The 26,983-nt window shown below is 31.3% G+C and carries 22 protein-coding genes; 2 read left to right on the top strand and 20 right to left on the bottom strand.

Features of this window, described 5'->3' with window-relative positions; all coding sequences use genetic code 11:
- Nucleotides 1-48 precede the first annotated feature (48 nt).
- The 9 genes from CN946_RS11105 to azlC form a co-directional block, all read right to left on the bottom strand.
- Entirely contained in the window at nucleotides 49-1,683 is a 1,635-nt protein-coding gene (locus CN946_RS11105; protein ID WP_098861172.1) for a hypothetical protein, read from the bottom strand.
- Nucleotides 1,684-1,685: 2 nt separating this feature from the next.
- Complete coding sequence (locus CN946_RS11100) at nucleotides 1,686-2,474, bottom strand: ABC transporter ATP-binding protein (protein WP_098861252.1); 789 nt, start codon at nucleotides 2,472-2,474, stop codon at nucleotides 1,686-1,688.
- Between the two features lie 280 nt (nucleotides 2,475-2,754).
- Nucleotides 2,755-4,872 carry a HelD family protein gene (locus CN946_RS11095; protein ID WP_098861171.1) on the bottom strand — a complete coding sequence of 706 codons (2,118 nt, stop codon included), beginning with the start codon at nucleotides 4,870-4,872 and terminating at the stop codon, nucleotides 2,755-2,757.
- Nucleotides 4,873-5,238: 366 nt separating this feature from the next.
- On the bottom strand, nucleotides 5,239-6,351 hold the full coding sequence (locus tag CN946_RS11090) for a Ger(x)C family spore germination protein (RefSeq protein WP_098861170.1): 1,113 nt from the start codon (nucleotides 6,349-6,351) through the stop codon (nucleotides 5,239-5,241).
- The gene (locus tag CN946_RS11085; protein WP_098861169.1) at nucleotides 6,348-7,445 is read right to left on the bottom strand and encodes a GerAB/ArcD/ProY family transporter; all 1,098 of its coding nucleotides are present in this window, start codon (nucleotides 7,443-7,445) and stop codon (nucleotides 6,348-6,350) included. Before CN946_RS11085 ends, CN946_RS11090 begins: the two co-directional genes overlap by 4 nt.
- A 24-nt stretch (nucleotides 7,446-7,469) precedes the next feature.
- Nucleotides 7,470-8,927 carry a spore germination protein gene (locus CN946_RS11080; RefSeq protein ID WP_218012654.1) on the bottom strand — a complete coding sequence of 486 codons (1,458 nt, stop codon included), beginning with the start codon at nucleotides 8,925-8,927 and terminating at the stop codon, nucleotides 7,470-7,472.
- 399 nt (nucleotides 8,928-9,326) lie between these two features.
- Entirely contained in the window at nucleotides 9,327-11,075 is a 1,749-nt protein-coding gene (locus CN946_RS11075) for an adenine deaminase C-terminal domain-containing protein (RefSeq protein ID WP_483295387.1), read from the bottom strand.
- A 17-nt stretch (nucleotides 11,076-11,092) separates the two neighbouring features.
- Entirely contained in the window at nucleotides 11,093-11,425 is a 333-nt protein-coding gene (locus CN946_RS11070; protein WP_098861166.1) for a branched-chain amino acid transporter permease, read from the bottom strand.
- Complete coding sequence (azlC, locus tag CN946_RS11065; protein WP_098861165.1) at nucleotides 11,422-12,132, bottom strand: azaleucine resistance protein AzlC; 711 nt, start codon at nucleotides 12,130-12,132, stop codon at nucleotides 11,422-11,424. The genes CN946_RS11070 and azlC overlap by 4 nt, the downstream gene beginning before the upstream one ends.
- Nucleotides 12,133-12,350: 218 nt before the next feature.
- Here azlC and CN946_RS11060 point away from each other — a divergent pair, with 218 nt between their 5' ends.
- Nucleotides 12,351-13,754 carry an aminotransferase-like domain-containing protein gene (locus CN946_RS11060; protein WP_098861164.1) on the top strand — a complete coding sequence of 468 codons (1,404 nt, stop codon included), beginning with the start codon at nucleotides 12,351-12,353 and terminating at the stop codon, nucleotides 13,752-13,754.
- Between the two features lie 75 nt (nucleotides 13,755-13,829).
- Here the strand turns inward: CN946_RS11060 and CN946_RS11055 are convergent, their stop codons facing one another.
- The 7 genes from CN946_RS11055 to CN946_RS11025 form a co-directional block, all read right to left on the bottom strand.
- Nucleotides 13,830-14,309, bottom strand: a complete 480-nt coding sequence (locus tag CN946_RS11055) for a GNAT family N-acetyltransferase (RefSeq protein ID WP_098861163.1) — start codon at nucleotides 14,307-14,309, stop codon at nucleotides 13,830-13,832.
- Nucleotides 14,310-14,579: 270 nt separating this feature from the next.
- A complete protein-coding gene (locus tag CN946_RS11050; protein ID WP_098861162.1) occupies nucleotides 14,580-15,473 on the bottom strand; it encodes a sensor histidine kinase in 894 nt (297 codons plus the stop codon).
- A 21-nt stretch (nucleotides 15,474-15,494) separates the two neighbouring features.
- The gene (locus tag CN946_RS11045) at nucleotides 15,495-16,241 is read right to left on the bottom strand and encodes an ABC transporter permease (protein ID WP_098861161.1); all 747 of its coding nucleotides are present in this window, start codon (nucleotides 16,239-16,241) and stop codon (nucleotides 15,495-15,497) included.
- On the bottom strand, nucleotides 16,234-17,157 hold the full coding sequence (locus CN946_RS11040; RefSeq protein ID WP_098861160.1) for an ABC transporter ATP-binding protein: 924 nt from the start codon (nucleotides 17,155-17,157) through the stop codon (nucleotides 16,234-16,236). The genes CN946_RS11045 and CN946_RS11040 overlap by 8 nt, the downstream gene beginning before the upstream one ends.
- A gap of 147 nt (nucleotides 17,158-17,304) precedes the next feature.
- Entirely contained in the window at nucleotides 17,305-17,997 is a 693-nt protein-coding gene (locus CN946_RS11035; RefSeq protein ID WP_098861159.1) for a response regulator transcription factor, read from the bottom strand.
- 452 nt (nucleotides 17,998-18,449) lie between these two features.
- Nucleotides 18,450-19,670 (bottom strand): sugar efflux transporter, encoded by a 1,221-nt coding sequence (locus tag CN946_RS11030; protein ID WP_098861158.1) that lies wholly within the window; start codon nucleotides 19,668-19,670, stop codon nucleotides 18,450-18,452.
- Nucleotides 19,671-19,811: 141 nt separating this feature from the next.
- Nucleotides 19,812-20,681 (bottom strand): Cof-type HAD-IIB family hydrolase, encoded by an 870-nt coding sequence (locus tag CN946_RS11025; RefSeq protein ID WP_098861157.1) that lies wholly within the window; start codon nucleotides 20,679-20,681, stop codon nucleotides 19,812-19,814.
- Nucleotides 20,682-20,898: 217 nt separating this feature from the next.
- Here CN946_RS11025 and CN946_RS11020 point away from each other — a divergent pair, with 217 nt between their 5' ends.
- Nucleotides 20,899-21,795 (top strand): AraC family transcriptional regulator, encoded by an 897-nt coding sequence (locus CN946_RS11020; protein WP_098861156.1) that lies wholly within the window; start codon nucleotides 20,899-20,901, stop codon nucleotides 21,793-21,795.
- 155 nt (nucleotides 21,796-21,950) lie between these two features.
- On the opposite strand, the gene CN946_RS11015 is transcribed toward CN946_RS11020, so the two are convergent.
- The 4 genes from CN946_RS11015 to CN946_RS11000 form a co-directional block, all read right to left on the bottom strand.
- The gene (locus CN946_RS11015; protein ID WP_098861155.1) at nucleotides 21,951-23,099 is read right to left on the bottom strand and encodes a toxic anion resistance protein; all 1,149 of its coding nucleotides are present in this window, start codon (nucleotides 23,097-23,099) and stop codon (nucleotides 21,951-21,953) included.
- Between the two features lie 19 nt (nucleotides 23,100-23,118).
- On the bottom strand, nucleotides 23,119-24,801 hold the full coding sequence (locus CN946_RS11010) for a vWA domain-containing protein (RefSeq protein WP_098861154.1): 1,683 nt from the start codon (nucleotides 24,799-24,801) through the stop codon (nucleotides 23,119-23,121).
- Between the two features lie 8 nt (nucleotides 24,802-24,809).
- Nucleotides 24,810-25,544 carry a hypothetical protein gene (locus CN946_RS11005; protein ID WP_098861153.1) on the bottom strand — a complete coding sequence of 245 codons (735 nt, stop codon included), beginning with the start codon at nucleotides 25,542-25,544 and terminating at the stop codon, nucleotides 24,810-24,812.
- A gap of 188 nt (nucleotides 25,545-25,732) precedes the next feature.
- Entirely contained in the window at nucleotides 25,733-26,923 is a 1,191-nt protein-coding gene (locus CN946_RS11000; protein WP_176547297.1) for an IS3 family transposase, read from the bottom strand.
- Nucleotides 26,924-26,983: the final 60 nt, after the last annotated feature.

Raw genomic sequence — 26,983 nt, 5'->3', positions numbered from 1 at the left:
AAATATAAAAAGTAGAAAGCATTGTGCCCTCTACTTTTTTAGTTCGTTTCAAAAATTCCAAATCGTCTTATAAGCACGTTTCCATGAAAAGAAAGTCACAATAATTAGCAAGACTAAGTAAATCAATACACCGAATGGAATAAAAGTGATCCCCCAGTGAATTAATGCTAATATCCCACCTAAAACTAAGGCAATCATTATTTTAATACCAGAATTCTGCCCGGCATCCTCAAACGACTCTGAAAATGGGAGTGATCCTTTAAGATAATTTGAGCAAATAACTGTATATAAAATTGAACTTACAAAAACAACTAATAGATCAGGAAGTATTTTAAAACCAAAGATTCCGATAAAAATTATACTTAAAATAAAATAGACAGGAAAATAGAGGTTTGCAATAAATACTTTTAAAGTTGCACTATATAATGGTGCAAGGTTTGATACTGGCGCTGTTTTATAGATCCAAGCACCTTTATATTTCCCGGAATATTTTAGCATGGCGATTGCATTGGGAATGATTAAGCAAGACGAATAAATCGTTAAATAACTCTTACTTGAAACGATATGATGATAGGAAGAAATTTGTAATTGATTGAATAGAAAAACGAATGGGAGAACGAGTGATAGTCCCAATGATGGATAAACCTTTAAACGGAATTCCCTCTCGTTTCGCATCATATTATCTGCAAATCTAAAAAATACCTTTTCTTCATTATTACTGCAAAATACTTTTGACAGCCAATTCTTCCACTTACTGTCTTTTTTTCGATTAATGCCACTATTATTTGATAATTTTTGAAGATTTTTCTCAAAGGATGGGCTCAATAAACTATAGAACATGATTGCAATAATAGGAATTATTACTGCTAAAATAGAAAATCCAATAAGATATGTACTTGTGTTACGATTTAAAATTAACTCAAATGGAGCTCCAAACCAGATAGGGGGAATAAGAAAATGATACCAAGTTGGCGAAAATGACATATCTAAATTTACAAAGCTAAACGCTCTACCAACTAGTTGATAACCTACAGCGATCGAAATTGATAGTCCAATTTGAACGTAATTGATAATATCTTTTAACTTTTCACCATCAAAAAATCTTAAAATGAAATAATAGATAATCGATGTTAAGACAACTATTAATAAATTGACAAGAAGAAGCTCTACTATTGCCAAAATTAGGAATAAAAATCCGTGTCTAAATGTCCCAACTATTACTGGCAAAGTTGTAATTGATGTAGTTATTAATAAAAGATAGATTGATATATGTACCATTTTTGCAGCAGTAATCGTCTTTTTTCCAATTGGTTTTGTATGTAGAACTCCCTTGTCTTTCACATCAAGTAAGACATTTGAAAAATCCGAAATCATTGATGTCATTATGAGGAACATAATAATGCCAAAAAAAGCGCTCATTTCATATACATAACTTTTTCCAAAAAGCACTAAAGGAATGAGCATCAAACTAAGTAAAGCATACACTCCTAATGATTTTGTGATTCCATTTTCTTCGTCTTTCTTTGTTTTCTTGTTGTTTTGATTAAAAATGGTCGGTGTCCTACGACTATCCATTGTTAGTTTTACTGCTAAAATTTTACGCATTATTGGATATTCAACACCAAACAATTCAAATAGCGGTCGAAAAAAGTCTAAGATTTTTAACATAGGGAAATCCTTCATAGTTATCCCCCCTTAACAATGGATACGAATTCCTCAGCTAAAGCTTGATGTTCATTAAATCCTGTAAGCTGATTAAAAATCTGTTCCAATGATCCTTCTTCATTTTGCTCCTTTAATTCTTTAAAACTACCATCTGCTACGATTTTACCATCATTGATTAAAATAATTCGATTACTTATTTTCTCTACTACATCCATAATATGTGATGAATAAAAAATCGTTTTTCCATTAGCAGCTAGAATGTCTAGAATTTCTTTAAATACCATTACACTATTTGCATCAAGCCCACTAAGTGGCTCATCCAAAAACAATAGGTCAGGATTATGTATTAAACTTGAAATGATAAGGACTTTTTGCCTCATCCCCTTTGAAAAAGAAGCAATTCGTGATAAATAAACTTCCTCCAAACCAAATACCTTCATTAACTTGATAGCCTTCTTATCTGCTTCGTCAAAATCCATACCGTATAACTCGCCAACGAATGTTATATATTCTCTAGCTGTAAGATTATCGTATAGTTCAGCAATTTCAGGAACATAACCAATTCTCTTCTTGTATTCAACATTCTGATCCGAAATTTCCTCCCCAAAAATCTCAACCTTCCCAGAGTAATTCCCTTCTAGTCCTAATAAAATTTTTATAGTCGTACTTTTTCCTGCTCCGTTTGGTCCAATATAGCCAATAATTTGTCCCCGTTGAACAGCTAAATCAATGCCTTTTAAAACCGATTTTCCACCATAGTCCTTTTTTAAATCCTTTAAGCATAATACGACTTCATGTTTTGTTTCGATGATGGTCACCTACTTTTTATTTAATACTTCCATATTAATAGACTACTAATCTTGTTGAAAAGAGTAAGATTCACCATATTTTAGTAGATTTTTTACAATAACCGAAGAATTATATGTTTATTTTAAGGAAATTGAAAATGATTCAAAGGTTTTAGTAAGTTCATTTGAGTAAATATAAAAAAAGCATCGTTCTGTAAAAACGATGCCCTTTTAAAATTGTATTAAATAATTGAAAATGCTGTTTAATTTTAGCACTTAGCTAAAATAATGAGTATTTTAATTAAACAGTCTGAATTGGTGATTTTTCAATTAATGGAGATTTGTTTCCAGAATATAATACAATCAAATTGTGAAGTGATCGAGTACAGCCAACATAAAGTAACTTAGCGTCTTGTTTCGTTTCTTCATAATGCACGTCATCTACATCGACAAGTAGTACAGCATCAAATTCAAGACCTTTAGAAAGATATACCGGTACTACTGAAATGCCACCTTCGTATTTTCTCTGTTTTGAATGAATAAAGGATACTTCTTCTCCAGCAGCAGCTAATTCACTATGTAAAATGGCACACTCATCCTCAGTACGGCCAATAATTGCAATTGTATCCATTTTATCCTTTTTTAATTGATGGATGGAATTAATGATTACTTGAATCCGATTTGTATGATCTACTTCTTGTATTTTAACTTGTTCTCCACTTCGAAATACTGGATTTGCTAAGCTAACAGGTATATTTGCTTTTTTTATAATCTCATTCGCAAAATGAATGATTTCCATTGTGGAACGATAGCTTCTATTTAACTCGTAATAGGTTACTTCTTTTTCATTAAATACCTCTAAAAATTCATCCCAAGTATTAATCCCTTGATACTCGTGAATGGCTTGGGATAAATCGCCAAGAATGGTGAACGAATTTCCTAGCGTCATTTGCTTTAATAATGCAATTTGAAAAGGTGAAAAATCCTGCGCTTCGTCTACTATTACATGATGGAACTTTTGCTTTGATTCAATTCCAAAAAGACGATTATGAATATAAACTAGTGGAGCCAAATCCTCCTGATCCATTTCTTTCTTTTTACAATTTAAAGAAGTAGATTTAATAATATCTACTGGTATTTCGTCTACAATTGAAGTATCCTTTGTTGTAATGAAGAGAGATTTATAGAAAGAAAGCGCAGTATGCTTTGGCCATTGTTTCATATAAGAATTTAAATATTGAGTTGCTTTTTTCTTTTTCTCTTTTCTTATATTTGTTTCTTCTATAATCTTTAGCTCATTATCAATCCATTTCTTGAGCCTTGCAACAATTCGTTCTCTCCGTTTAGCAAGTGGATAATGTTTATATTCAATACTAAACCAATGTTTAAGTGTTTCTTTATCAATCATTCTTTTTTTCCATGGCTTGAAATCCTTTTCAGGAACAGCTGAGGCTTCGTACATATCCATACATCGATCAATATATGACATAAAATGAGTTGAGCCTTTCCATTTACCTGGACTATTATGAATGATTACATGGCGGTTAGCACCTGTTGCGAACCATTTGTTTAGGTTTTCAGATGAATCCTTTAGTTTTACTTCATGGTCAAGGGTATTTAATGCCCAATCAGAAAATGTAGTTTGTTGAATGCCACCTACACCTAATTCTGGAAGAACGTTTGAAATATAATCTAGAAACATATTATTAGGTGCAAAAATAATCATTTTATCAGCCCTTAATGTTTCACGGTATTGGTAAATCAGAAATGCAAGTCGATGAAGAGCAACAGTTGTTTTTCCGCTTCCTGCTACTCCTTGAATGACTAATGGTGTATTTTTGGATGAACGAATAATATCATTTTGTTCAGATTGAATAGTAGATACAATATCTTTCAGGCGATTATCTTTGTTTTCACTTAATCGATATAAAAGAAAATCATCAGTAGTAGATACATCTTGATCGCCTTTTACATATGTATCTACAACACGTTGGAGATTTTTTTTGCGGATTACTATATTTCGTTTTAAATAGATTATACCTTCGATAATACCTTCAGGGGAATCGTAATAAGCAGGATCGTCTCCTCCTGTAAACGAATAAAACATACTTGCAATTGGAGCACGCCAATCAATTATCAATGGATTTTCTGTAGCGTGTTCTGATATTCCAACTTTTCCTATGTAAACGGGTACCGAGTCTTTATGCTCCTCTTGAAAATCCATTCGACCAAAATAAGGTTCGTTTTTAGCTAAGCTCAGATTTCTTCGATTTGTTTCTCGAATTCCTTCAAGAACTTGTTCTGTTACATCACTTCCAGTGTAAACGGGAATCCCTTCAAGTTTCGTTAACTGCCGTTCCATTTCATTTAAAATTGTGTTTAAATATAGAAGTTCTTCTTCGAATTGTTGTGTAGACATTTTTCTACCCCCTTTATGTAAATAAATAGCCGAATTTTCAGACGGAAAAACATTGTACCAAGAAGCTTATTGAAAAGTAAAGAGGTTTTAAAAAGAAAATAAAATATTTAAGAATTTTAAAGTTAAGCATTTGTTTTTTACTTTAGAGAACTAGGTAAATTTTTTAATCTGAACATAAGAAGTGTAATATAAAAAAGATGAAACCTGTGAATACAGAAATCATCTTCTTTCTGAGACTTAACATTTTCTTTATCTCATGTCCAAAGGCCACATTTTACAATCTAGATTTTTTTATTTGTTTATAGTCAATAATCCTGTTTTATTTAATTCTATTTTCAACTTCTTCACAAAAATTCATGATTTTACTTACATTGAAATCCCTTTATCAACCAAAATAATTTTAACCTTTACCTTAATATTTGATTTTTGAAATGCACTAACCCAATTATTTTCTACTTTTTTCCATTCTGAGTATTTAAATGATCTAGCAAAGAGTCCGAGGCCAATTGGATCCACCTTATCATTTTGGAGGGATTTAACAAAAAGATTTAGTTCCTTTTGTAAATCCTTTTTTATTTCTTTTTCTAACTTTCCTTGCGAATTGTCATTTAATTTAATTGGAGATTCTGTTATCGCTACCGGTAATTTTAGATTAATATTAAATTGGTATTTACCATCATGATATTTTTTTGTTACTTTCCTTTTTATATCATTAATATAAAAACTGATTTTGCTATTGGATATTGTATTTTTGTTTTGTTGTTTCGCCTTTAACCACATAGATAATTGTCCATCATTTTTATCCTGTAAAATTTTTAATAGCAATGTTTCCTTTAATGATAGAGTCCTTCGGTATTCGTTTTGATCGTTTAATAATGTAGTTCCACTGATTTCTAAAACGTTATCTTTTAAAGCTAATTCAGGTGCATAAGGTGTAATACCTTTTTCGTAATTTAATTTGTAAAATTTCGCCAATGTAGTTCGCACAGAGACGTTTCGATAATTTGCTGTTTTTATTAACTGTGCAATAAATATTGATAATCTTGGTTTATTTTTCGGACTAAATTCAATAATATCTGAAACAGAACCGTTAACAAATACTAAATCAGCGTTAAGACGCATCTTTGGATCCCGGTAAAATAAATCTAATAAAGAATACCAGTTTTTTTGTTCAATGACTTTTCTACCGATTAATACAGTTTGAACCTTTCCACCTGCTGTGATGCCTGTTGCTCTTGAATCTATAATATCTCTAGCTTCTCTCATTGATAAACTTTTAACTTTAAATTGTTCAGTTTTTTCTTTAGCTTCTTTACTAAAAACTGGACTCGCCATATAAATAATAACATCACCGTGTTTATCAATATCAATTCCCCATAAAAGTGCTATTGTAATATCTTCAATATTAATTTTATCATTACAACCTGTTAATCCAATTAAGAACATAACACTTAAAAAACATTTAGCAATCTTTTTCATTTTGATGTCACCCTAAACTTATCTTTATTAACTATTCCACCTATCCATAAAATTAAAGGTAATCCTAAAATAACGATAAGTCCTAAATTAGAAAGAATTTTTAAGTGGATATCAATTACTTTAAAGGTTGGAATGAATAGATACGAACAAATTGTGATTATGCTAAAAATAGTTAAAATAAAAAGTGGGAATTTTTTGATTTTAAAAATCTCTTTAAATCCGTCCAACCCTGCCCAAAAATAAGTAACCCATGTTTTAGAAATGACCATAAATAATAATGATAATAGGATTACATCCATTCGCTCTAAAAATTGAAATTCTATAACACTTAATATAGCAATAACTGGTGTAAAAATATTTAATATTTCATATGGGCTTACAGCTACAAAACTTATGATCGTTACAAATAAATATGTAAATGTACTCATCGCATTAGCGATTATTACACCTTTCATTGCTTTTTCCTTTTTATCTAAATATGGATAGATTACGAGTATTATTTCAATTCCTAAAAATGACATTATCGTTGTAGGTACAGTTTTTAAAATAGGAAGCCAACCTTCTTTTATAATAGGAATTAGATTTTTAAAGTTTGGATCTTTTAATGTTAAAAAAAGCATAAGTAGGAAAAAAATAACGATAGGAAAAATCGTTTCTATATATTTTGCAATTAATTGAATACCGCCTATTATCAATTGATATGTCGGGATTAGTAATAAGAATAGTATTACATATACACTAGTATGTTGAAGTAAATATGATTGAACAAATAATACAGATAACATTAAAACTAAATAACCAGCATATAAGAAAAAGATTGAAAGTAATATTAGACATATTTTTCCAAGTATTTTTCCTAAAAAAATAGTCATTAAAGACGAAAAATTTTCGTGTGGAACTTTTTGACTTAATTTAATATATATCATACTAAGGATTGTAGAGACTAATCCTCCGAATAAGATAGCAATCCAACTGCTAGTTCCTGATTTTTCAGCCAAATTACGTGGTAGAGATAGCATTCCAATTCCTATTTGTACTCCAAATATTGTAAGAACAAATTGATAGTATGTAATTTTCAATTTAGTACCATTCATTTACTAGTCACATCCAATATTCACTTAATCCTTTTTAATGTTTTTATTTTGATTTTTCCAAAGATAGTTTAATGGCATTCGTATAAATGTGTCCTTTAATTGAGTAAAAATTAATGGTGATAGTGGAGAAGTATACGAAGTATTGTAACTTTTTAATGATAATCCGTGTACGATTAAAATCATCGTGCTTACTACAAGTCCAAAAATGCCAAATAATGATGCCATTACCATAATTGGAAATCTTAATAAACGTAAACTTGATGCCATTTCGTATTTAGGAATAATAAAAGAAGAAATAGCTGTCAGTGCTACTACGATAACCATTATATTACTTACAATACCTGCTTGAACCGCAGCTTGACCAATTACAATTCCACCAACCACTCCTACTGTTGTACTAATAGGTGCAGGTAATCTTATACCAGCTTCTCTAAGCATTTCTAATGTAATTTCCATAATAATTGCTTCAAATAAAGGATCAAAAGGAACCCGTGCACGTGATTCACCAATTGAAAATAGTAATTTTAATGGCATTACTTCATAGTTAAACGAAACGATTGCAATATAAAGTCCAGGTAAATAGAGCGTTATAAGGAATGCCACAATTCGAAGTAAACGATTAAAGGAAGCTACTAAAGTTCTAGAAGAGTAATCGTCAATACTTGTAAAAAACGATATGAACTCCGAAGGTAAAATAATTACTTCAGATGAACGATCTAATATGAGAACGATTTTTCCTTTTAATATAGCTGAAGCCGCTTCATCTGGTCTTTCAGTCGTTAAAATTTGTGGGAATGGTGAGAATTGATTTCTCTCCATTAATTGGGCCAATTGATTAGCATTTAGTACAGAATCAACTTTTATTTCTGAAATTCTATTTTCTACAGATATTAGGAGCTTCTCATCAACTACACGATCTAAATAAGCAATTGAAACGATGCTTTTATTCTCATTTCCTATTTCAGTTTGTTTTGTGCGAAAATTTCTATTATGAATAAATCTGCGGAGCAAGGCAATGTTCGCTTGATATGTTTCAACAAAAGAAATTCTTGAACCTTTCAGTGAATTATCGATATTTGGTGGCATGAATGTCCTATGCGGTGGATTCTCTGTAGAATAAATAAATGCAGATGAAACCCCGTCTAGAAAGAGAATGCTCTTACCATCCAATACTGATTTTTCGATTTTAGCAATTCGAATAGAACTTTCCGTATTATTATTTACAAATATCTCGAAATCTTTTTTTTGCGAAATAATATTATTAATAAATGAATCAATTTTTTGCTCATTTACTAGACCAGTTAAATAAATTAAAAGTGCAGGCTTTCCATCAATCATTAAAATTTTTTTTACAAGGTCAGAAGTAGGAAAGAGTGATTCGATGATCTCCAAGTTTTCATTAATATTACCTTTGGGATTTATTGTGAAATTATGGATATTATTTTTCTTATTTTTTTCATTTCTTCCATTTAAATGATCCACTTTATATTTCATCCCTTCTAAAAACTAGAACTATTTTAGATTAATCATCCTCCATCTTCTACTCTAAAATTATTTTGATTAGTATGCGCTTCTTTGTTTCTTTTCATTATAGTTCGTCTAAATAAAACGTAAAAAAGGAATTTATATTAAATTGTTGGTGTAATAATTACTAGATTGAATATGGCAAACATTGTAAATTTCTTATTCATTTATATAATCTCTATACTAATTTATCTGGAATAATTCAATTGTTTGATCTGATCGATTTAAATAAAATAATCAACCTCAAACAAATAAAAAAGCATGAATCAGATTAATTTTCCGATTCATGCCTAAGATCGAGCTTTATCATTTATGTTTTTTGTTAAGGTTTTACATTATTTTTCAATCCTAATTCTCTTAATGATCACTTTCCCTTTTTGTTGGAGAAATTAGAATTTCTTTATTTTTCACATTATATAATCCACTTGGAGTTAATCGTATAAATGGTAAATGGGTTGCTGAAAAGAATATTAGCGTAAAAGCAGGATCGTCATATTTATATCCCTTTTCTTTAAGCAATTCGATCATTTTTTTCTCAATTTGGATTAAACTGTCCATATCTAATTCAGACATGCTACCTTTTAAAGGTAAAGATATTTCATGAACAACTTTGTCCTCTTCAACAAGTACCATGCCACCACCTATTTCTTTCATTCTTTCAAAAGCTTTCAACATATCGGATTTTCTTTTCCCTACGATTAAAATGTCTCCAGTACCAGAATAAGAACTTGCAAATCCACCCATGTGTTGAGCAAATCCTTTCACAACCGTGTTTAATCTCCAAGAACCATCTCTTCCAACCATTAAAAGAAAACATTCATCATGTTCGTATGATAATTCATCACATTCTAGATCAATCATACTTTCAAATTGTTTTGTAATAACATTATTTATCAAGTTTATACCATATGAACTTGAAAGACTCAAATCCTCTTTTTGTAAAGTCCACTTTAAATCTAGTTTAGAGAATTGATATTTCGCCCAATCGATTGGCAAATATTGATTGATAAGGTTCCCGTCTTTCTTGATCCATTTACCTTTTGCTAAAACACTTAGAGGTGTTGGGTTATCTTTACTTTCTAATAGATTAATATTTGCAATTCTTCCTGTGGCGATTGAACCATGTAAATGTTCCATATTATAATAGCAAGCTACATTATAACTTGCCATATTATATGCTTCAATTAAAGGTATTTCGTGACGGATTGCTATTTTTATTAATTCATCAGTCATTCCTTTTTCATAAAAATAAGGATGTGAACCGTCAGTCGTAAAGAAAAAACGATCAAATTTTTGAATGCCGAGCACTTTAATTTCCTTTAGAAGCACTTCTAAATCGGGTCGTATGGAAGAATGTCTTAATGAAACCATATAGCCCTGCATTAAACGCGAAAGTACTTCTTTTCCTGTCATTGCTTCATGATCACAATCTGCACCTAATAACATTAACTTAGCTAAAGTGCGTTCTGAAGCTCCAGGAAAATGCCCTTCTACTTTTTTATTTAGCTTCTTCGTTTCCTGTATCCAGGTAAGCATTTGATTGTCCCCGTTAAGTAGCTTTGGCCAAGCAGTTAGTTCTCCACCTTGTAAAACTAATTCATTTTCGAGCCAAGATATAACATCTTCCGAATTAAATAGCTCATCATTATTCAGAAATTCAGTTTGTGCGTCGAAACGACACCACCAATACATGCTTGATGGGATATTTTTAAAATCATTCAATAATTCAAAAGCAGATTGACTAGGCAATTCTAAGAATAATTTTAGATTATCGTTTATTAATGTTGTTGTACCGAATTGTCCAGCATGCTTTGCTAAAGTAAGAGGATTATAGAGCTGATATGGATGAGCATGAGGTTCAATATAACCTGGCACTATGTATTGCCCTTCACAATCTACCACTTCAATTTCATTCAAGTTTTCCGGAAGAGCTTCTCCAACATAAATAATCCGATCTTGGTAAACCCAAATATTCGCATGTAGCCATTGGTTTAAATATGAATTTAAATACGTCGCATTTTTTAAGATAATATGTGGATTAATTACTCCATCAAGAACTTTTACTTGGTTTCTAATTTGTTCATTACTCCATCTATAATTTTTCATCATTTCACTCCTATTTGTTAAAAAACTAATTGCACAAGAATCATATAAACAATCGTACCCCCTGCGATCGAAAGAAGCATCATTCTCTTCCATAAATGGAGAATCGCAACAATAAATACTGAAATAAACTCTGGAATACCGTGAGTACCGGAAAGTATATTTACATTTTTAAAACAATAGATGACCAATAATCCAATTACCGCAGACGGTAGGACTTTCCCTAAATACTGTACATACTTCGGTGTAGCTTTCCCCGGTGGAAAAATGATAAATGGAAGAAATCTTGTAAGCATTGTACCAAAAACAACCATTGATACTGTGATAATTTGCTGTGCTATATTCATCGTCATACTGTTACCTCGACTTTCTTAGATGGTTTTCTAAGTGCACTAAGTGTAACAAGAATTGAAAGCATCGCAGGAATAATGAAATGATCCCCACCAAAAATAATTAGACAAATCGTTGAAAGACCTACCCCTGTTATTGCACTAACGTGTTTTGTCTCTTTTTTCCACTGCTCAATGAATATAACAACAAAAAGGGCAGTCATTACGAATTCAAGACCTTTAGTATTGAATTTTACAAGTGATCCAAAAATTCCTCCAATTGATGCACCTGTTACCCAATACAAATGATTAAGGAATGTAACAAAAAACATAAACAAACTCTTATCCACGTTATCTGGGATATCCGCGGTATAATTTATCGAAAAAGTCTCATCACATAGTCCGAAAATTAGATAGATTTTTTTCTTTCCAGTGCCTTTATATTTATCTAACATTGAGATTCCATAAAACAAATGTCGCGCATTCACCATTAAAGTTAGTAATAGTGCATTAATTGGATTAAAACCCATCAGTAATAAGTTTGCTGCAATAAATTCCATCGATCCAGCAAAAATTGTTAGCCCCATCAAAATCGGATAAATGGCACTGAATCCTAAAGAGTTCATAAAAATACCATATGCTATCCCTAAAAATAAAAATCCTGCAAAAATGGGTATTGTGTGTGGAAAAGCAAAGCGAAATGCCATCCATAGTTTGTTTCCTTTTTTCATAACTTCACATCCTGTATCGTTAAATTTATTATAATTTAACATACAGAATCCATACAAAAAATGAAATAATTGTATGGATTACAATTTTCTAAAAATTAAATCAAGTACGGTTTAAAGAATGTTTACCAACTCTCTGCTCTATTATGTATAGATTTGAATTTTTTGATTTCCATACAAAAATGATATAATTGTATGGAATTAAATAGTAGAGGTGTTATATGCCAGTAAATTCATTTGAAAATTACCCAATGTCTTGGAAACCCGACAAAAAGACTTTAAAACGTCCTTTTTATAATTCCATTGCGTTACAACTTGAACTAGATATTAGAAATGGCTTTCTAGCACCTGGTACAAAGTTACCACCGCAGCGAGAATTAGCCGATTTTCTTGACTTAAACTTTACGACAATCACTCGTGCTTACAAAATATGTGAAGTAAAAGGTTTTATCTATGCGATTACAGGAAGTGGAACTTTTGTTGCTCCAAATGCAGCCCATTCAATCACGATTTCAACCGATAAAACAGCAAATAGTATTGATCTTGGCTTTGTGGCTTCTTTTGAACAAACGAATAGTATTGTGACTGAAGCAATACAGAAAGTAGTCAGTAAAAGCTACTTAGATCAATTATTAAATTATAATGATCCTACCGGAATCCCACATCACAAGGCAGCTGCACTAAATTGGATGGAAGCTTTCGGTATTAAAGCTGCTCAAGATAATTTAGCGATAGTATCTGGTACTCAAAACGCTTTGGTCATTGCTTTAGCAAGCTTATTTGAGCCAGGTAATCGTATTGCAACAGACTTTTACACTTTTTCAAATTTTATAGAGTTAGCAAAAACGCTTCACATTCAATTAATTCCTATTCATTCCGACCAGTACGGGATGTTGCCAGATGAACTTGAAAAGCAATGTAGCCAATTAAATATACATGGCATATTCCTAATGCCTTCTTGTAGTAACCCAACTACTATTATCATCTCTGACGTTCGAAAACTTGAATTAGCTTCTGTAATAAGGAAACATCGTTTAATATTAATCGAGGATGATATCCATGCATTTATTACTGCAGGAGTAATTTCTGATTACAAACAACCGATGTATAACCTTCTTCCAGAACAAAGCGTATATATTTGTGGTACATCAAAGTCCATCTGTTCTGGATTGAGAGTTGCTTTCATGGTTTTTGGGGATGCACTACGTGAAAAAATTTTGAAAGCTATTTTTAATCTTAACGTAAAAACATCATCTCTTGATGTTGAGGTGATTACTGAGCTGATCTTATCAGGAAAAGCGCATGAAATCGTTCAACAAAAGAAACAGCTAGCTGAAACTGTAAACGATATTTATTCATCCTATTTCCCTGTAAATAAGATTGGTCATCCGCTTAGTTTTTACCGTTGGCTTCCTATTCATGGGCATAGTAATGGGGTAACCTTAGAAGCAGATTTGAAAAAACAAGGTGTACGTGTATTTCATTCTGATCGTTTTCTAAGTGGTCAGTCTTCTTCTGAAAAGTATTTACGTATTGCACTTTCCTCTACTCATTCCTTAGATGACTTAGATTTTGGTTTAAAAATTCTATCTCAGTATCTCGACAAACAGATGAAACAAAATTAGTACAACAAATGCATTTAAAAAAAGGAGCTGAATGATGCACAGCTCCTTTTAGACTATTAATTTATTCTTTTAAATTTATTTAAAAAGGGAAGAACTAACTTTTAAGTTATAATCAGTAATCTCAAATCCAAGTTGTTGATATAGATTTAATGCATTCTGATTATGACCAAAAACATGTAGACATACGTCATCTACTCCTAATTCATTAATTTCTTTTATACACATCCTCATCGCTTCTTTACCGAATCCCCGACCTCTATACTCTGGATAAATGAGAATTTCATATAAATATGCATAATTCGGCTCTTGTTTTATATTAACGGAATACCATATATAACCAATCATTTCTTCATTTAAAACAATATTTTTCAAATAATTATTTTCAGTATTTTCTCCCTCCGGCAATAAAGATTGAAAAGCTGCCTTAGATTGTTCTAAAGCTGTTTCTTCTTTCCAACTCCCATTTTCCACTTTATCTTTCGCAAAATTCACAGTTGCTATTTCTAGAAACCTCTGAAAATTTTTATTTTTCATAAGTGTTAAATTTAATGTCAAATTAGATCATCCTTTTTGATTTAAATAATTTTTAAGCAAAAAAGTCCCATTTTAAATATTCAATTTTATATTAGAAATATCCTTTTAGAATAAATACTTTGACTGAATATTTGAACCAAGATCAAAAATGGTTGGGTGCATACTATATAGCTAAAAATAGATTTATCTAAGACTGTTTCATAAAATATTCACTTAATAAAAAAGGTTAAGTCCCAATCACTACGAGGGCTTAACCTTTAATCGAATATATTAGTATCTTTAAATCTATCTCTAAAACCATTCACATTTCATAAATAATCGATTCTCTTTAAACTCTGCAGTAATATTTCCATTCATTTTCTCCATTAAACTTTTAGCAATCGGCAAACCAAGACCTGTACCTTTCCCTGTTCGAGTTTGATCTGCTTTATAAAAACGATCAAACATACAGTGTAAATCCGATTCATTAAACTCGCTAACTGAATTACTAATTGATAATTGAATGGATTTATTTGATTTTTCAAGGTGGATATTTATATTTCCACTAGAGTGTTTTATCGCATTAATGATTAAATTTTCTACGACTCGTTTTACTGCAGATGAATCAGCCATAATAACCATTTCAGTATTCGGAATATCAATAGCTGGTTCTAAATTCCGATTATTAAATTCTTCGTAAAATCCTAATAACACTTCTAGGATTAATTGATTTAATTTTATTTTTTCAAGCTTCATTGGATAATCAATTTGATCTATGATTGAGAGTTCAAAAAATTCTTCTAGCAAGACTTTCAACCTACGTGCACTATTTTTTATAATATTTGTATATTCTTTTCTATTCTCTGACGTTATTTCATCCGATTCTAAAAATTGAATATATCCTAAAATCGACGTCATTGGAGTTCGTATATCATGCGAGATGTATGAAATTGCCTGTTTTAATTCATTTTCACTTAAACGTTTTTCTGCTTTAGATTTTCTTGTTTCATCAATTTGCTTATTTATTTCTACAGTAAGAATTTCAATGTCTTTATCAAAATACTGTAGGTCAATTTTCTTTTCAATTGTATTTTTATTTAGAGCTTGTAATTGCTGAGTAGTTCTTTTAATCTCTTTTTTTAATAAATAATAACGGGTGAGAAAATATGACAAAAGAATGGTAAAAATTATTGTTATATATTTCATAATACTCACACACTTTCAATCTTACTTAATTTCTTTTTTTCTAAATAGTAAACTTCCTAAAATACCTAGTACAATAAATGTCAAAATTGGAACAGAAATGAGGATAAACACTTCACTATGAACTAACTCGTTGACTTTATAGATGTTTGGAAATTGCATAAATACTGAATCTTTAATGATTGTTTTTAGAAAAGTTAATTTAGAACCTATAAAACTTAATATAGAATTAATTAAAGCAAAAAACATCAATAAAAAACCTATTGTTTTACCATTGTCAGTAAAAATAGTAGCAATAATCGTCATGACTGAAGCAAACGCGGCTCCATAAATTATTAATAAACCATATGTTTTAAAGATAAACATCCAATTAGTTGGGCCATTAAAATCAAAATGAAGTGCCGCAGTCGTCATCATAAAAATTGGTAGGATTAATAAAATGAAGACTGAACCAATAGAAAACACCGTCAACTTTGAAAAATAAATTCGTAATCTACTATTTCCCGAAGATACAATCGATTTCATTGTTCCGTTCGAGTATTCACTTGTAATAAAGAAACCAGCAAGTATACACGGTAATAATTTTATAATATCGTTGTTTATACTTAAAATGTTATAAATATAATATTGATCTAAAGTAAGTATAGATGCTGAATCTATATTAGTTGTAAAAGGATACAATAAAGAGAATAGTATTAAGATAAATAGTAATGTTCGAAATGAACGATCCCTTTTTAATTTATACAGTTCTGTTTTCAATAGATTACCCACGATTTACACCCCCGATGCGTGTTGTAAAGTAGGCTTCTAAATCTTCTCCCATTGGCATAAATTGCTCGATAATTAAACCTTCACTAGTTAGTGCCTTCGATACCTCTCTTGGTCTATCAACATATTCAAATAACTTGATCGAACCGTCCGGCAATACTTCAAAATTATGAGTATTAAAGGATCTTTCAATAACAGTCGCGGCTTTGTTTGGGTTATCAACTTTAATATGCAAAAAGTGTTTACATTTTTCATCAAGTTCTTTAATTGAAAGTTCTTCTAATAACTTTCCATTATGAATGATGCCGTAATGAGTTGCTAATAAATGTAGTTCACTTAAAATATGACTGGAAATTAAAATCGTAATCCCATACTCTTGATTAAGCTTTTTAAGTAATTCGCGTATTTCCACAACACCCATAGGATCAAGTCCGTTTATTGGTTCGTCTAAAATTAAAAATTCGGGATCCCCTAATAGAGCGATAGCAAGACCAAGTCTTTGCTTCATCCCTAGGGAAAAATTTTTCGCCTTCTTTTTACCCGTATCTTCTAAACCTACTAGCTTAAGTGTTTTTTCAATACATTCTTTACCTGGAATTCCTTTTAAAAGCCTGTGTGCTTCTAAATTTTCAGCTGCTGTTAAATGTGGATATAACGCAGGTCCTTCAATAATTGTCCCAACTCTTTTTCTTGCTTCAATTAATCCTCGTTCATTGCTTTCTCCAAATAGTTCAAATGAACCGGATGACGAATACCCTAAACCTGTAATCAAGCGTATTAAAGTAGATTTCCCTGCACCATTTTGTCCAATAAAGCCATAAATGGATCCTTTTTTAATTGATAAATTAACCTTATCAAGGGCCATTTTATCTTGATATTTCTTAGACAATTGATTCGTTTTAAGTACATATTCATTCATATATTACCCCTCCTTATATAAACTCTCATAGCTCGTCCAAACAGAAATTTTATTAACGATCCTACTGAAATCAATTTATAATTGAGAACACTTTTAACTATAAGGAGGAAAACATAAGAATGTCTTAAGTCAATTCTTAAGAAAACCTTAAGTTTTTAGTCTGTAACCCATTCCCCAAATTGTTTCTATATACTCTTCATTTGGATTGGTTTTATTAAGCTTGCTTCTAATATTACTCATATGTACATTTATTGTATTATCATCTCCATAGAATTCTTCATTCCAAACACTCTCAAATAAATTAGCCTTTGTGAAAACCTTTTTAGGAGAAGCTACGAATAAATACAGAATCTCATACTCAATTGCTGTTAATTTTAATTCATTTCCGCTAACAGTCACTTTTTTTGAATCTGTATCAATAACAAGATCCTTGTGTTGAATTTGATTGATTATTGGTAGATTTACCATTCGACGATATCTTCTTAAGCAAGTTTCGATTCTAGCGGAAACCTCTTCTATATCAAATGGCTTCGTAATATAATCATCCGCTCCGCCTCTTAAAATATCTATTTTAGTTTTCATTTCAAGCTTTGCTGAAATGATTATGACCGGGATATTACTTTCCTCCGTTATTTTCTTTAATAATTGTTCTCCAGAAAATCCTGGAAGCATCAAATCTAATAAAACCAGATCCCACTTCTGACTTTCTAAATAAATAAGTGCCTCAGTCCCGGAATAGGCAGACTTTGGATGATATCTGTTTTTGTAGATAATATCACAAAGCAATCGATTAATATCTTCATCATCTTCAACAATTAATATATTTGCAGTTTCATTCATTTTTTTATCCTCACATACGACATCATTTTTTAATTAATTATTAAATTGCATATATTAGTAATATATCATCTTAAATCTTATTGCCAAAATACAAAAAAAACGAGCTACATTTTAGCTCGTTTTTTATTTAAAGGAAAAAAAGTCGTTATAATGCCTTATCATTTGTGTGCTTTTTTGATCGTTTTAATGAAACTTGTTTAATTATGAATGATTCTCAAATTAATTATTACTATTTAAAATGATTTTTGTTAATTTCACTCAATTTCTTCTTAATTCGTTGTGTTATTTGCACTTTACAGAAATTTATTCAGATTTGACTTTATTGATTGCAGAAACGGCAATTTTATTTGTATTTTTTTATTTTTATTTGCACTTACCCGACTTTAATTGCAGTTTCATCATTTTTATTTGCACTTCTCAATTTTTTGTGAAGCTCACCAACAATAAATCAACTACACAGACTGACTATGACCTGTCGATATTTCCATTTCAACATTGTTTTTAGATTTCCATAATATAAAGAGTGAACAAATTACAAACAATATACAAAGTAAATAAACATTACGATACCCTGCTAATTGTGCAAACAGACCTCCGCCTAAATTACCTACTAAACTTCCGATCGTCGAGCAATTCGCATAAATTGATGCAGAAAAGCCTGGTGAATTTGGTAGGAGGTCGTTAAAATAGCTTATACCATTACCCATAACGATTGCGATGTACGTTGCCTGTAGTAACTGTGCAACGATTAACTCCCATGTATGGGTTGAAATGCTTAAGGTTAAGTAATAGAGTAAACCAATAAAGCAGCCGTAGATCATTAATGCATGATTCGAGATTTTTTTAGAAAGTACTCCCAACACAAGCATGATTGGAATTTCTAAGCCTGCACATATACTTACGACTAATCCAACATCTGTATTTGTACCATGTAATACATTTACGATAAAAAGTGGTGTGTTGATCCAATTAATCGAACTAACTGCAAATAATAAGATAAAAGCAATAAATGGTAGTCTTAGCTGTTTTCGTTTAGCGGATGTGACTTTTGTCTTGTTTTTCTTTTTTAAATTATTCTGAACAGGCTTTCTCTTTTCTAAAAAGAAGAATACTAGAAGAGTAATCATTACATAAATACTAGATGTTCCCCAAAAAAGTCCATGATAACCTTTTGCTCTTAAAATTAGAGTACCTATTAATGGTCCAATTAAAAATCCTAAAGAAACAAGCGAGCGTAGAGTCGATAATGCTAAAGTCTTGTCTTTAGATAAACTTGCATTTGCCGATTCCTGTGCGGATGCAAAAATTTGTGGCATAGCCGCTGCACCTAATCCATTAAATAAAGCAACAAAAACTAATAATAAATAGTAGTTATGAAATATTAAATAGGATGCATAACCTATTGCTGATGATATCATCGCAATCATTATAATCCATTTTCTGTCAATCCCTCGATCAGAACGTTCAGCAATAAATGTATTTACTAATACACCACTTAATGAAATCACTGCCATGAAGATACCAAATGCTCCAGAGCTCATCCCTATATATTTTGTAGAATACAGTGATAAATAAGGAGTTGTGATTGAAAGTCCGATCCCTACAAATAACAAACAGATGACAAATAAACTATACGCCTTAATGGCAAATAGATCTTTTATCCGTCTAACCAAATTTTAATCCCCCTTACCTTTCTATAGTTTAATCGATTGGTTTAAATAGACAAATAAAAACAACCTTGGATAAAGTAACATACTCGTACCTTTAACCAAGGAAAACGTTGCTTATTTGGATGTATTTAGATTTCTATATTATTATAGTACATTTGACTCTTTAAAAATATATTTTTCGAATGCATATGCAACACCATTTTCATCATTACTTAATGTAACAACATCACATGAGAGCTTTACTTCTTCTTCAGCATTCCCCATGGCTATTGATAATCCCGCTAGATTAAACATCGGTAAATCATTTTTTTCATCACCAATGGCCACTGTATTTTCTAATGGAATATTAAAATAGGATGCAATAGCTTTTAACCCATACCCTTTATTTCCATTTATATGTGTAACTTCAAGATTAAAAGGTGAGGCACTCGTAACAAAAATTTCATCTATGAATCTTAATTTTTTTTCAAGTCTCTCCATTTGTTTTGGATCAAGGGTTAAAATAAGAAACTTTTGGATTGTAAAATCCTCATTATCAATTATTTCATGAACTTTGTTAAAAAACGAATGCCCATGTACATTTGGTGATGTAGTAAACATTTTGAAGTGTCTGTTTGAGAAGTATTCTTTAGGAACACGCCCAGATAAAACAACATGTTCGAGTCGTTTATCCCAATTACTTGGAGCAAATATTCCCTTATTTGTAGAAATATTGTACGGTAAGTCTTCACTCTCAACATCTAAGGCGATTTTTTGTATTTGAGGTCTCCCTATTGAATTTAGTTCAATTAATTTTCCATTCACATATAATGCAGTTCCGTTATGGCCTCCAACTGGACAATTTAAACCATACTTTGAAAGTTCATCATTTACTGAACTTGGTGAGCGCCCGGATAAAATCATCACGATATGTCCTGCCGCCTGAGCTTTTTTAATCGAGTTTAACGTTTCTTCACTTATTATTTTATTAGTGTTGAGTGTAGTACCATCCAAGTCTAATGCAATTAGTTTCATATGAATCTCTCCCTTAAGGGTTTTAAATTTAATTCCTCATAGGTGAAATGATAATATTATAGTTTTGAAGATATGTTTGATATACTTAATTATGCATTAAAATAAGCAGAGTTCGTTAACTCATTCCTCCTAAATGATTGCCTAATCCTCTCATTTTTACAAATTCTATGAAAAATTTTTATGTTTCTATTAATATACAGTAAGCAAGGAGGACTATATGTCTGAAATTAACGCTTCTTATTTAAGCGAACTAATTCAAATTATTGATCGCAATACTAGTCATGAAGGTGTTAACGAGACCTTAATTAACTCGTTATTTTTCATTCGAGAGTCAAATATTACTGATCCTAAATACCGAGTCTATAAGCCGTCCCTATGTATTGTTGTTTCTGGTGTAAAGGAATTATTACTAGGAAATGAACGGTTTAAGTATGGCCCTGGAAATTATTTAGTAGCATCCGTTGATTTACCAGTTACAGGCCAAGTTATTGAAGCTACACCAAGCGCTCCATATCTAGCTTTAAAACTTGAATTTAATCCAAGTCAAATCTTAGAAATTTTAACTGATACTGAAATTCCCACTAATTCAATGGAAAATGCAAAACGAGCGATTTTTGTCAACGAATTAGAAGGTTCGATTTTAGATGCAGTGATTAGATTGGCCCGTTTATTGGATTCAACTGAAGATATTCCAATTCTTGCACCTATTTTTACAAAAGAAATTCTCTATAGAGTATTGCGTGGACAAAATGGTAGTATATTGCAACAAATTGCCATCGAAGGTAGCACTACTAATCGAATAAGTGAAGTTATTGAACAAATTAAAGCGAATTTTTACAAGTCTTTACGAATTGAAGAGCTTGCAGAAATAGCAAATATGAGTGTTTCTTCCCTACATAGACATTTTAAAGATGTAACTGCAATGAGTCCCCTACAATTTCAGAAGCACTTAAGATTGCAGGAAGCGCGACTTCTATTACTGTCCGAATCTTCAGATGCAGCAGAAGTAGCATTTCGAGTAGGATATGAGAGTCCTTCTCAGTTCAGTAGGGAATATTCTCGGTTATTTGGTTTTCCTCCAAAGGAAGATCTTAAACGAATGAGAGCGAAATAAAATAAAAGTTATAAAGCAACTGAAATGTCCTAAAGGTTTGTATTTTATTAAGATTTCTAATCATGAATGTTCAAAGTGCATTAAATTTATTAATAAGATTGAAAAAGCAAAAAACTAAGATCAAAGGAATCTTAGTTTTTTGCAATTCAACACACCTATAATCCGATTCGATCCCCTTTTTCAAGTCTTTGAATCTGCCTAGAACCGACTTCAGCTAATTCTTGAAATTGTTGGATTGTTTGACGCATTTTTGGCAAAGCTTCTTGTTTAAATGTACTAATCGATTCAAACGCTGATATGACGTTTGTGAATGACGTTTTTAGTGTTTCAACAGAGACCGCTGACTCCATCGCTTGCTTTTGGATTGCAACTCCTTGCTCCTTTAATAATCTAGAAGTACCTTCAATAATCGTATTTGTTGTTTGATTTAAAGCAGTGATTTTTTGTAAAACGATTTTTTGATTATATAGAGCACTTGCTACCGTTACAGCTGTATTCAATGCGGAAATCGTTACCGTTTTTGCACGTTCAACTCCACGAATTAATTCACGATTATTCCGAATAACTACCTCATATGACATATCTCCTTGGTGATTGACAACTAACATTTGCTGAAGGTCCATGACTCGTTGTCGTAACGGATAAAGAACTTCTTCTGAGATGAATTTAATTTTTTCTTGATCTTCCCCTTCGATTTTTGCTTTTTCTATCTGGTTTTCAATTGACTCATCCATTAATGTTCCAAGTTGGATTTCCTTTTCTAGCGTTTTTGATAGCATACGAAGTGATAGTTGTTCATGCTCTAATGTTGTGTTATCATTTTCAAGAATTTTTTTCCCTTTATCAAGTGACTTTACGATATCTGCGATTGCGACATCTGCTTTTTCAAATCTTTGAAAATATGAACGAATAGGATTAAATAACTTACCTAAAAAACCCGATTTTGCAAAATTAATGACACTTGGATCTAAATCCTTTAATTGAACTTGGAGTTCTGATAATCCTTTTGCAACTTGCCCTCCTTCGTCTCCACTTTTAGCAAGTTGACCAAGTGAAACCTTTAGAAGAGAATTTTTATTCGAAGAAGATTTCATCGTCTGTAATCCAAATGATTCGATTGATTGAAGAATTTCCTTTCGTTTTTCGTACGTTTCCTTTGAAACAGTGTCTAATTCCATAATCATCGCTACATTTGCATCCGCTGTTGCCTTTAATTTCATTAATTCTTCTGGAACAGGCTTTACTTGTTCTTCTATTACTGCCTTGATTTCCTCTTCATTTACAACTTGCATAGAAAATGACATTCTTAAATCCTCCTACTAATTAAAGTTGAACATTAAAGATATTACGAATTTTATAGATTACGTCATCTGAATCAGCATTAATATTTGCAGCTTCGTTAATATTCGATATACTTTCAAGCGCTTTAATATTAGCGTTATAACCAATCGTATAAATTGGAATTTTATATGCTTTTATGATCCCTTTTACATCCTTCAATGAATTCCCATGATTGGTCTCGCCATCGGTTAGGACAAAAATGAGCGGTCTAACATTGGGATTTTTTTTCATTTCACCTTTTAGCATATTAATTGCTACAAGGATTCCATCATTTGTTGCTGTATCTCCGCTAGCATCGAGGCCAGATACTGCACCAACAAATTTTGACTGTTGATTTGCATCAAATTTTGCAATTGGAAGATTGATCGTAACATCGGCAGAGTATGAGATTAAACCTATACTATTATCTCTTCCTAAATATTTTTGACCTTTAAGTAGTGATTCTTTTAGCTCATTTAATGGTTTACCATCCATACTACCTGAAACATCTGCTACAAAAACCGCAGCTATTGGATTTGAAGTATTTTTCTTTCCTTTCCAAAGTTTTTGGGCAGCACTTAAAGTATCCCCATCGATCGTTTTAAGCTCTGATTTGTAATTGTTCAACCCATTAAACCCATCTTGTTTCGCAAGTGATTGAAGATTATTTTGACTAGTAAATTCAGCAAATTTTTTCAAAATATCCATTTTCTCTTTTGATAAATTCCCTAAAGCATAAAGTGGACTGTCGTGGCGCACTCCAAATGGTATAAATTCGTAACTATTTTTTAAATCAGGTGAATTAACAAATGTTTGATATTCTAAGACAAATGCATCTAGGACGCCCGATTCCGCTGCATCACTCATTTGTAAAGTCGTAGAAGCAGTGAACGGTACATTTGCTTGAAAGCTTTCAAACCCTCTCACAGCAGTATCGCTTAGTACATCTTTTGAATCAAAGGAATTTAAAGTCGTAATTAAAAAATTTAGTCCTGTTGAACTAGTAAATGGATCGGTATATCCCATTGATAGTTCATTTTTTGTCATTGCCTCGATAACGGTTTTCGGATCGACTTTACTATACTTTTTCATCAACTCATTATATTTTGTCTTTGAAATGACAATTCCAGGAACATTCCCAACCAATCGCGAGGATACAGTTTCAGTTTGTACACCACTTGCTGTGATCATTTGACCCCAAAGTTCATTTGAAGGTGTAAAGGCATCAGGAACATATTTACCAGATTTAATAAAATCTGTTGCAGTACCAGATGCAATGTTTCTAATTTTTATAGATACTTGCTTACCATTTAGATTGAATTTTGCATCATTAAACTTATTTGCCACTTCGTTTAACCAACCATTTTTCCCATCACTTGATTTTTCAGTAGATGAAAAAATTTCAACAAAACTATCAGTCTTATTGTCTACGGATACAGGAAATTTAGTTATATCAGGGAGTTCACTTGCGACATCAGCTGTACCTAAGTCAATTTGACCTTTAATTGGTTTTGCTTTCGATATATTAATTTCCGAGATCATTTTAGCTAATTGCTGATTTTTATTTTTATCGGTAATTTTCACAACCTTATCTCCTGAAGTCATATTAACTCCAATATAGACAAGAAGAAAAACTACAACGATTACTGCAATAGATGCAAAAAGAAACTTCCTCATTTTTATCATCCTTTCATTCATTGCCTATAATATTTTGTTTGTTGAATTAATGTATCGATTTCTTTCATACATTCCATTTTTTCAATATCATCGATTCCTATTTCATCTAGTCTTGAAATTTCTAAAATTAATTTATCAATATTAACAAGAATCTCTTCATTCATTTCAATTGCCCTTTTAATGAATTTGATATATTCATTAAAAAGATTTGTTTTCTCTTGAATTAATGACTTTGAGTATCGTAATCCGTCTTTCCCTTTTATTTTTTTGTATTCAAGTTCATCAAAAGTACTGATCTTGTTTATGATGTTTCTAATTCTTAAATAAAATAATGACTCAACCTCGTCCACAACAGATGCAAACTTGTTGTATGTAATTTCTGTTGGAGAAAATCGATCCGTTAATAAGTTATAAAATACGCCTTTTTTCTTTTTCATTCGTTCAATTTGCTCAATTGAAGTAATAATATCTTCTTTTAGTACTTTACTATTTTTATATCGACTTAAAGCTAGAACGAAATCTTCATTTGTTTTTAGCTGCTTAATTGGCTTATCTTTAACAGGCTTGAAATATAGCTGAAACATACTAAATAGAAGTACTAACAAATTCGCTATTATGAACGATACCCCAAATGCAGTTTGAAATGCACTAGCATTAATTAATTGGATTCCGATTAAACCCGGAGAGAATACAATCACATTCAAAATCGCAATGAAAGCGATTAGCCCCACTAATTTTAATCCCTTTATCATCCTTCACTCCTCCGCTATACTCTATTTATGCTCTATTACTCATTTATATTTATCATTCTGATTTTTTAGTTTAAATAAATTACAGAAATAATGACTAGACTTAAAATTTTTACAATTGATTCTTTTTAAAAACAAAAAAAAGACCGCTAATGGTCTTACCCCCGTCAAGTAGACAACTTTAAAAAAGACTATGCAGCCGTTGTTAACCTGTATTTTACTGGTGAACAACGGTTGAGTCGTTTTTGTGAACGTTCATTATTATAGAAATGTATATATTCTTCAATTGCTTGAATAAGTTCTTTCTCTGAATTAAAATTAGATAGATACACCAATTCGCATTTGAAGTGTGAGAAGAATGATTCAACACAAGCGTTGTCTAGACAGTTTCCTTTGCGAGAGTGGCTGCCTAACATATTATTCTTTTCTAGGAACTGGTTGTATTTTGAAGACGTGTATTGGAAACCCTGATCTGAATGCAGGATACTTCCTTGCACGTTTCTTTTTTTAAATAAATCACTAACTGTTTCTATGACTAATTTAATATCATTTCGATCTGAACACTTCCAAGATACAACTTCATTATGATAAAGATCCTGAATGACTGAAAGGTAATAAAATTTGTTTCCTACTTTGATAAAAGTAATATCTGTCCCATAAGCAACATTCGGCATTTGTGTTTTAAACTGGCGATTTAAGAGATTAGGATAAACATTCGATTCATCTCTCCCAAAATATTTTCTTTTCTTTCGAATGACTGATTTGATCTCTAATTCCTTCATTAATCGATATACCTTTTTATGGTTTACAACCAAACCCTCTTCTCTCAAACGGTCAGTTATTCTTGGATATCCATAATACGGTCGTATTGAATGGATCGCGTGAATGTGTAATTTTACAGTTTGTTCTTTATTTTTATTGGATTGTGAATTCTCGGCTGATTTCCTCCATTTATAGAAGCCAGATCTTGATACCTCAGCGATTTTAACGAGCATAGTGATAGGGTATTTATCTTTCATCTCTTCAATAATTTCGAATCTACTTCCTTTAGAAGTTTTCCCTCCTTGATTTAGATTTTGATATCGCTTTTTTAGAAATTCTACCTGTGCTTTCAGATAATCTCTTTCTTCCTCAATGCTTACAAATTTTGTTTTTTGAAATCCATTAAAATTATTTCTATGGTTTGTATGTTTACCCCGTTTATCTTCAAAAGATCTACCTTCTCTGTATCGATTTACCCAATCTTTAAGTTGAGTAGGACTACGCATTCCAACTTCAAGGGCAACTGTTTTATAACTTCTATCTCCTTCAAGATACAATTTTACGGCTCTAAGTTTAAAATCCTCAGAATATTTTTTAGACGTACGATTAATTACAGACAAAATAAAATCCCCCAATAGTAGACTACCTATCCTTATTATCGGATGGGCTTTTTTGTGTGT

The sequence above is a fragment of the Bacillus sp. AFS053548 genome (assembly GCF_002575105.1).
GTDB lineage: Bacteria > Bacillota > Bacilli > Bacillales > Bacillaceae_G > Gottfriedia.
Note: the sequence above shows the minus strand (reverse complement) of the source record. Positions and strands in the feature narration are given on the sequence as shown.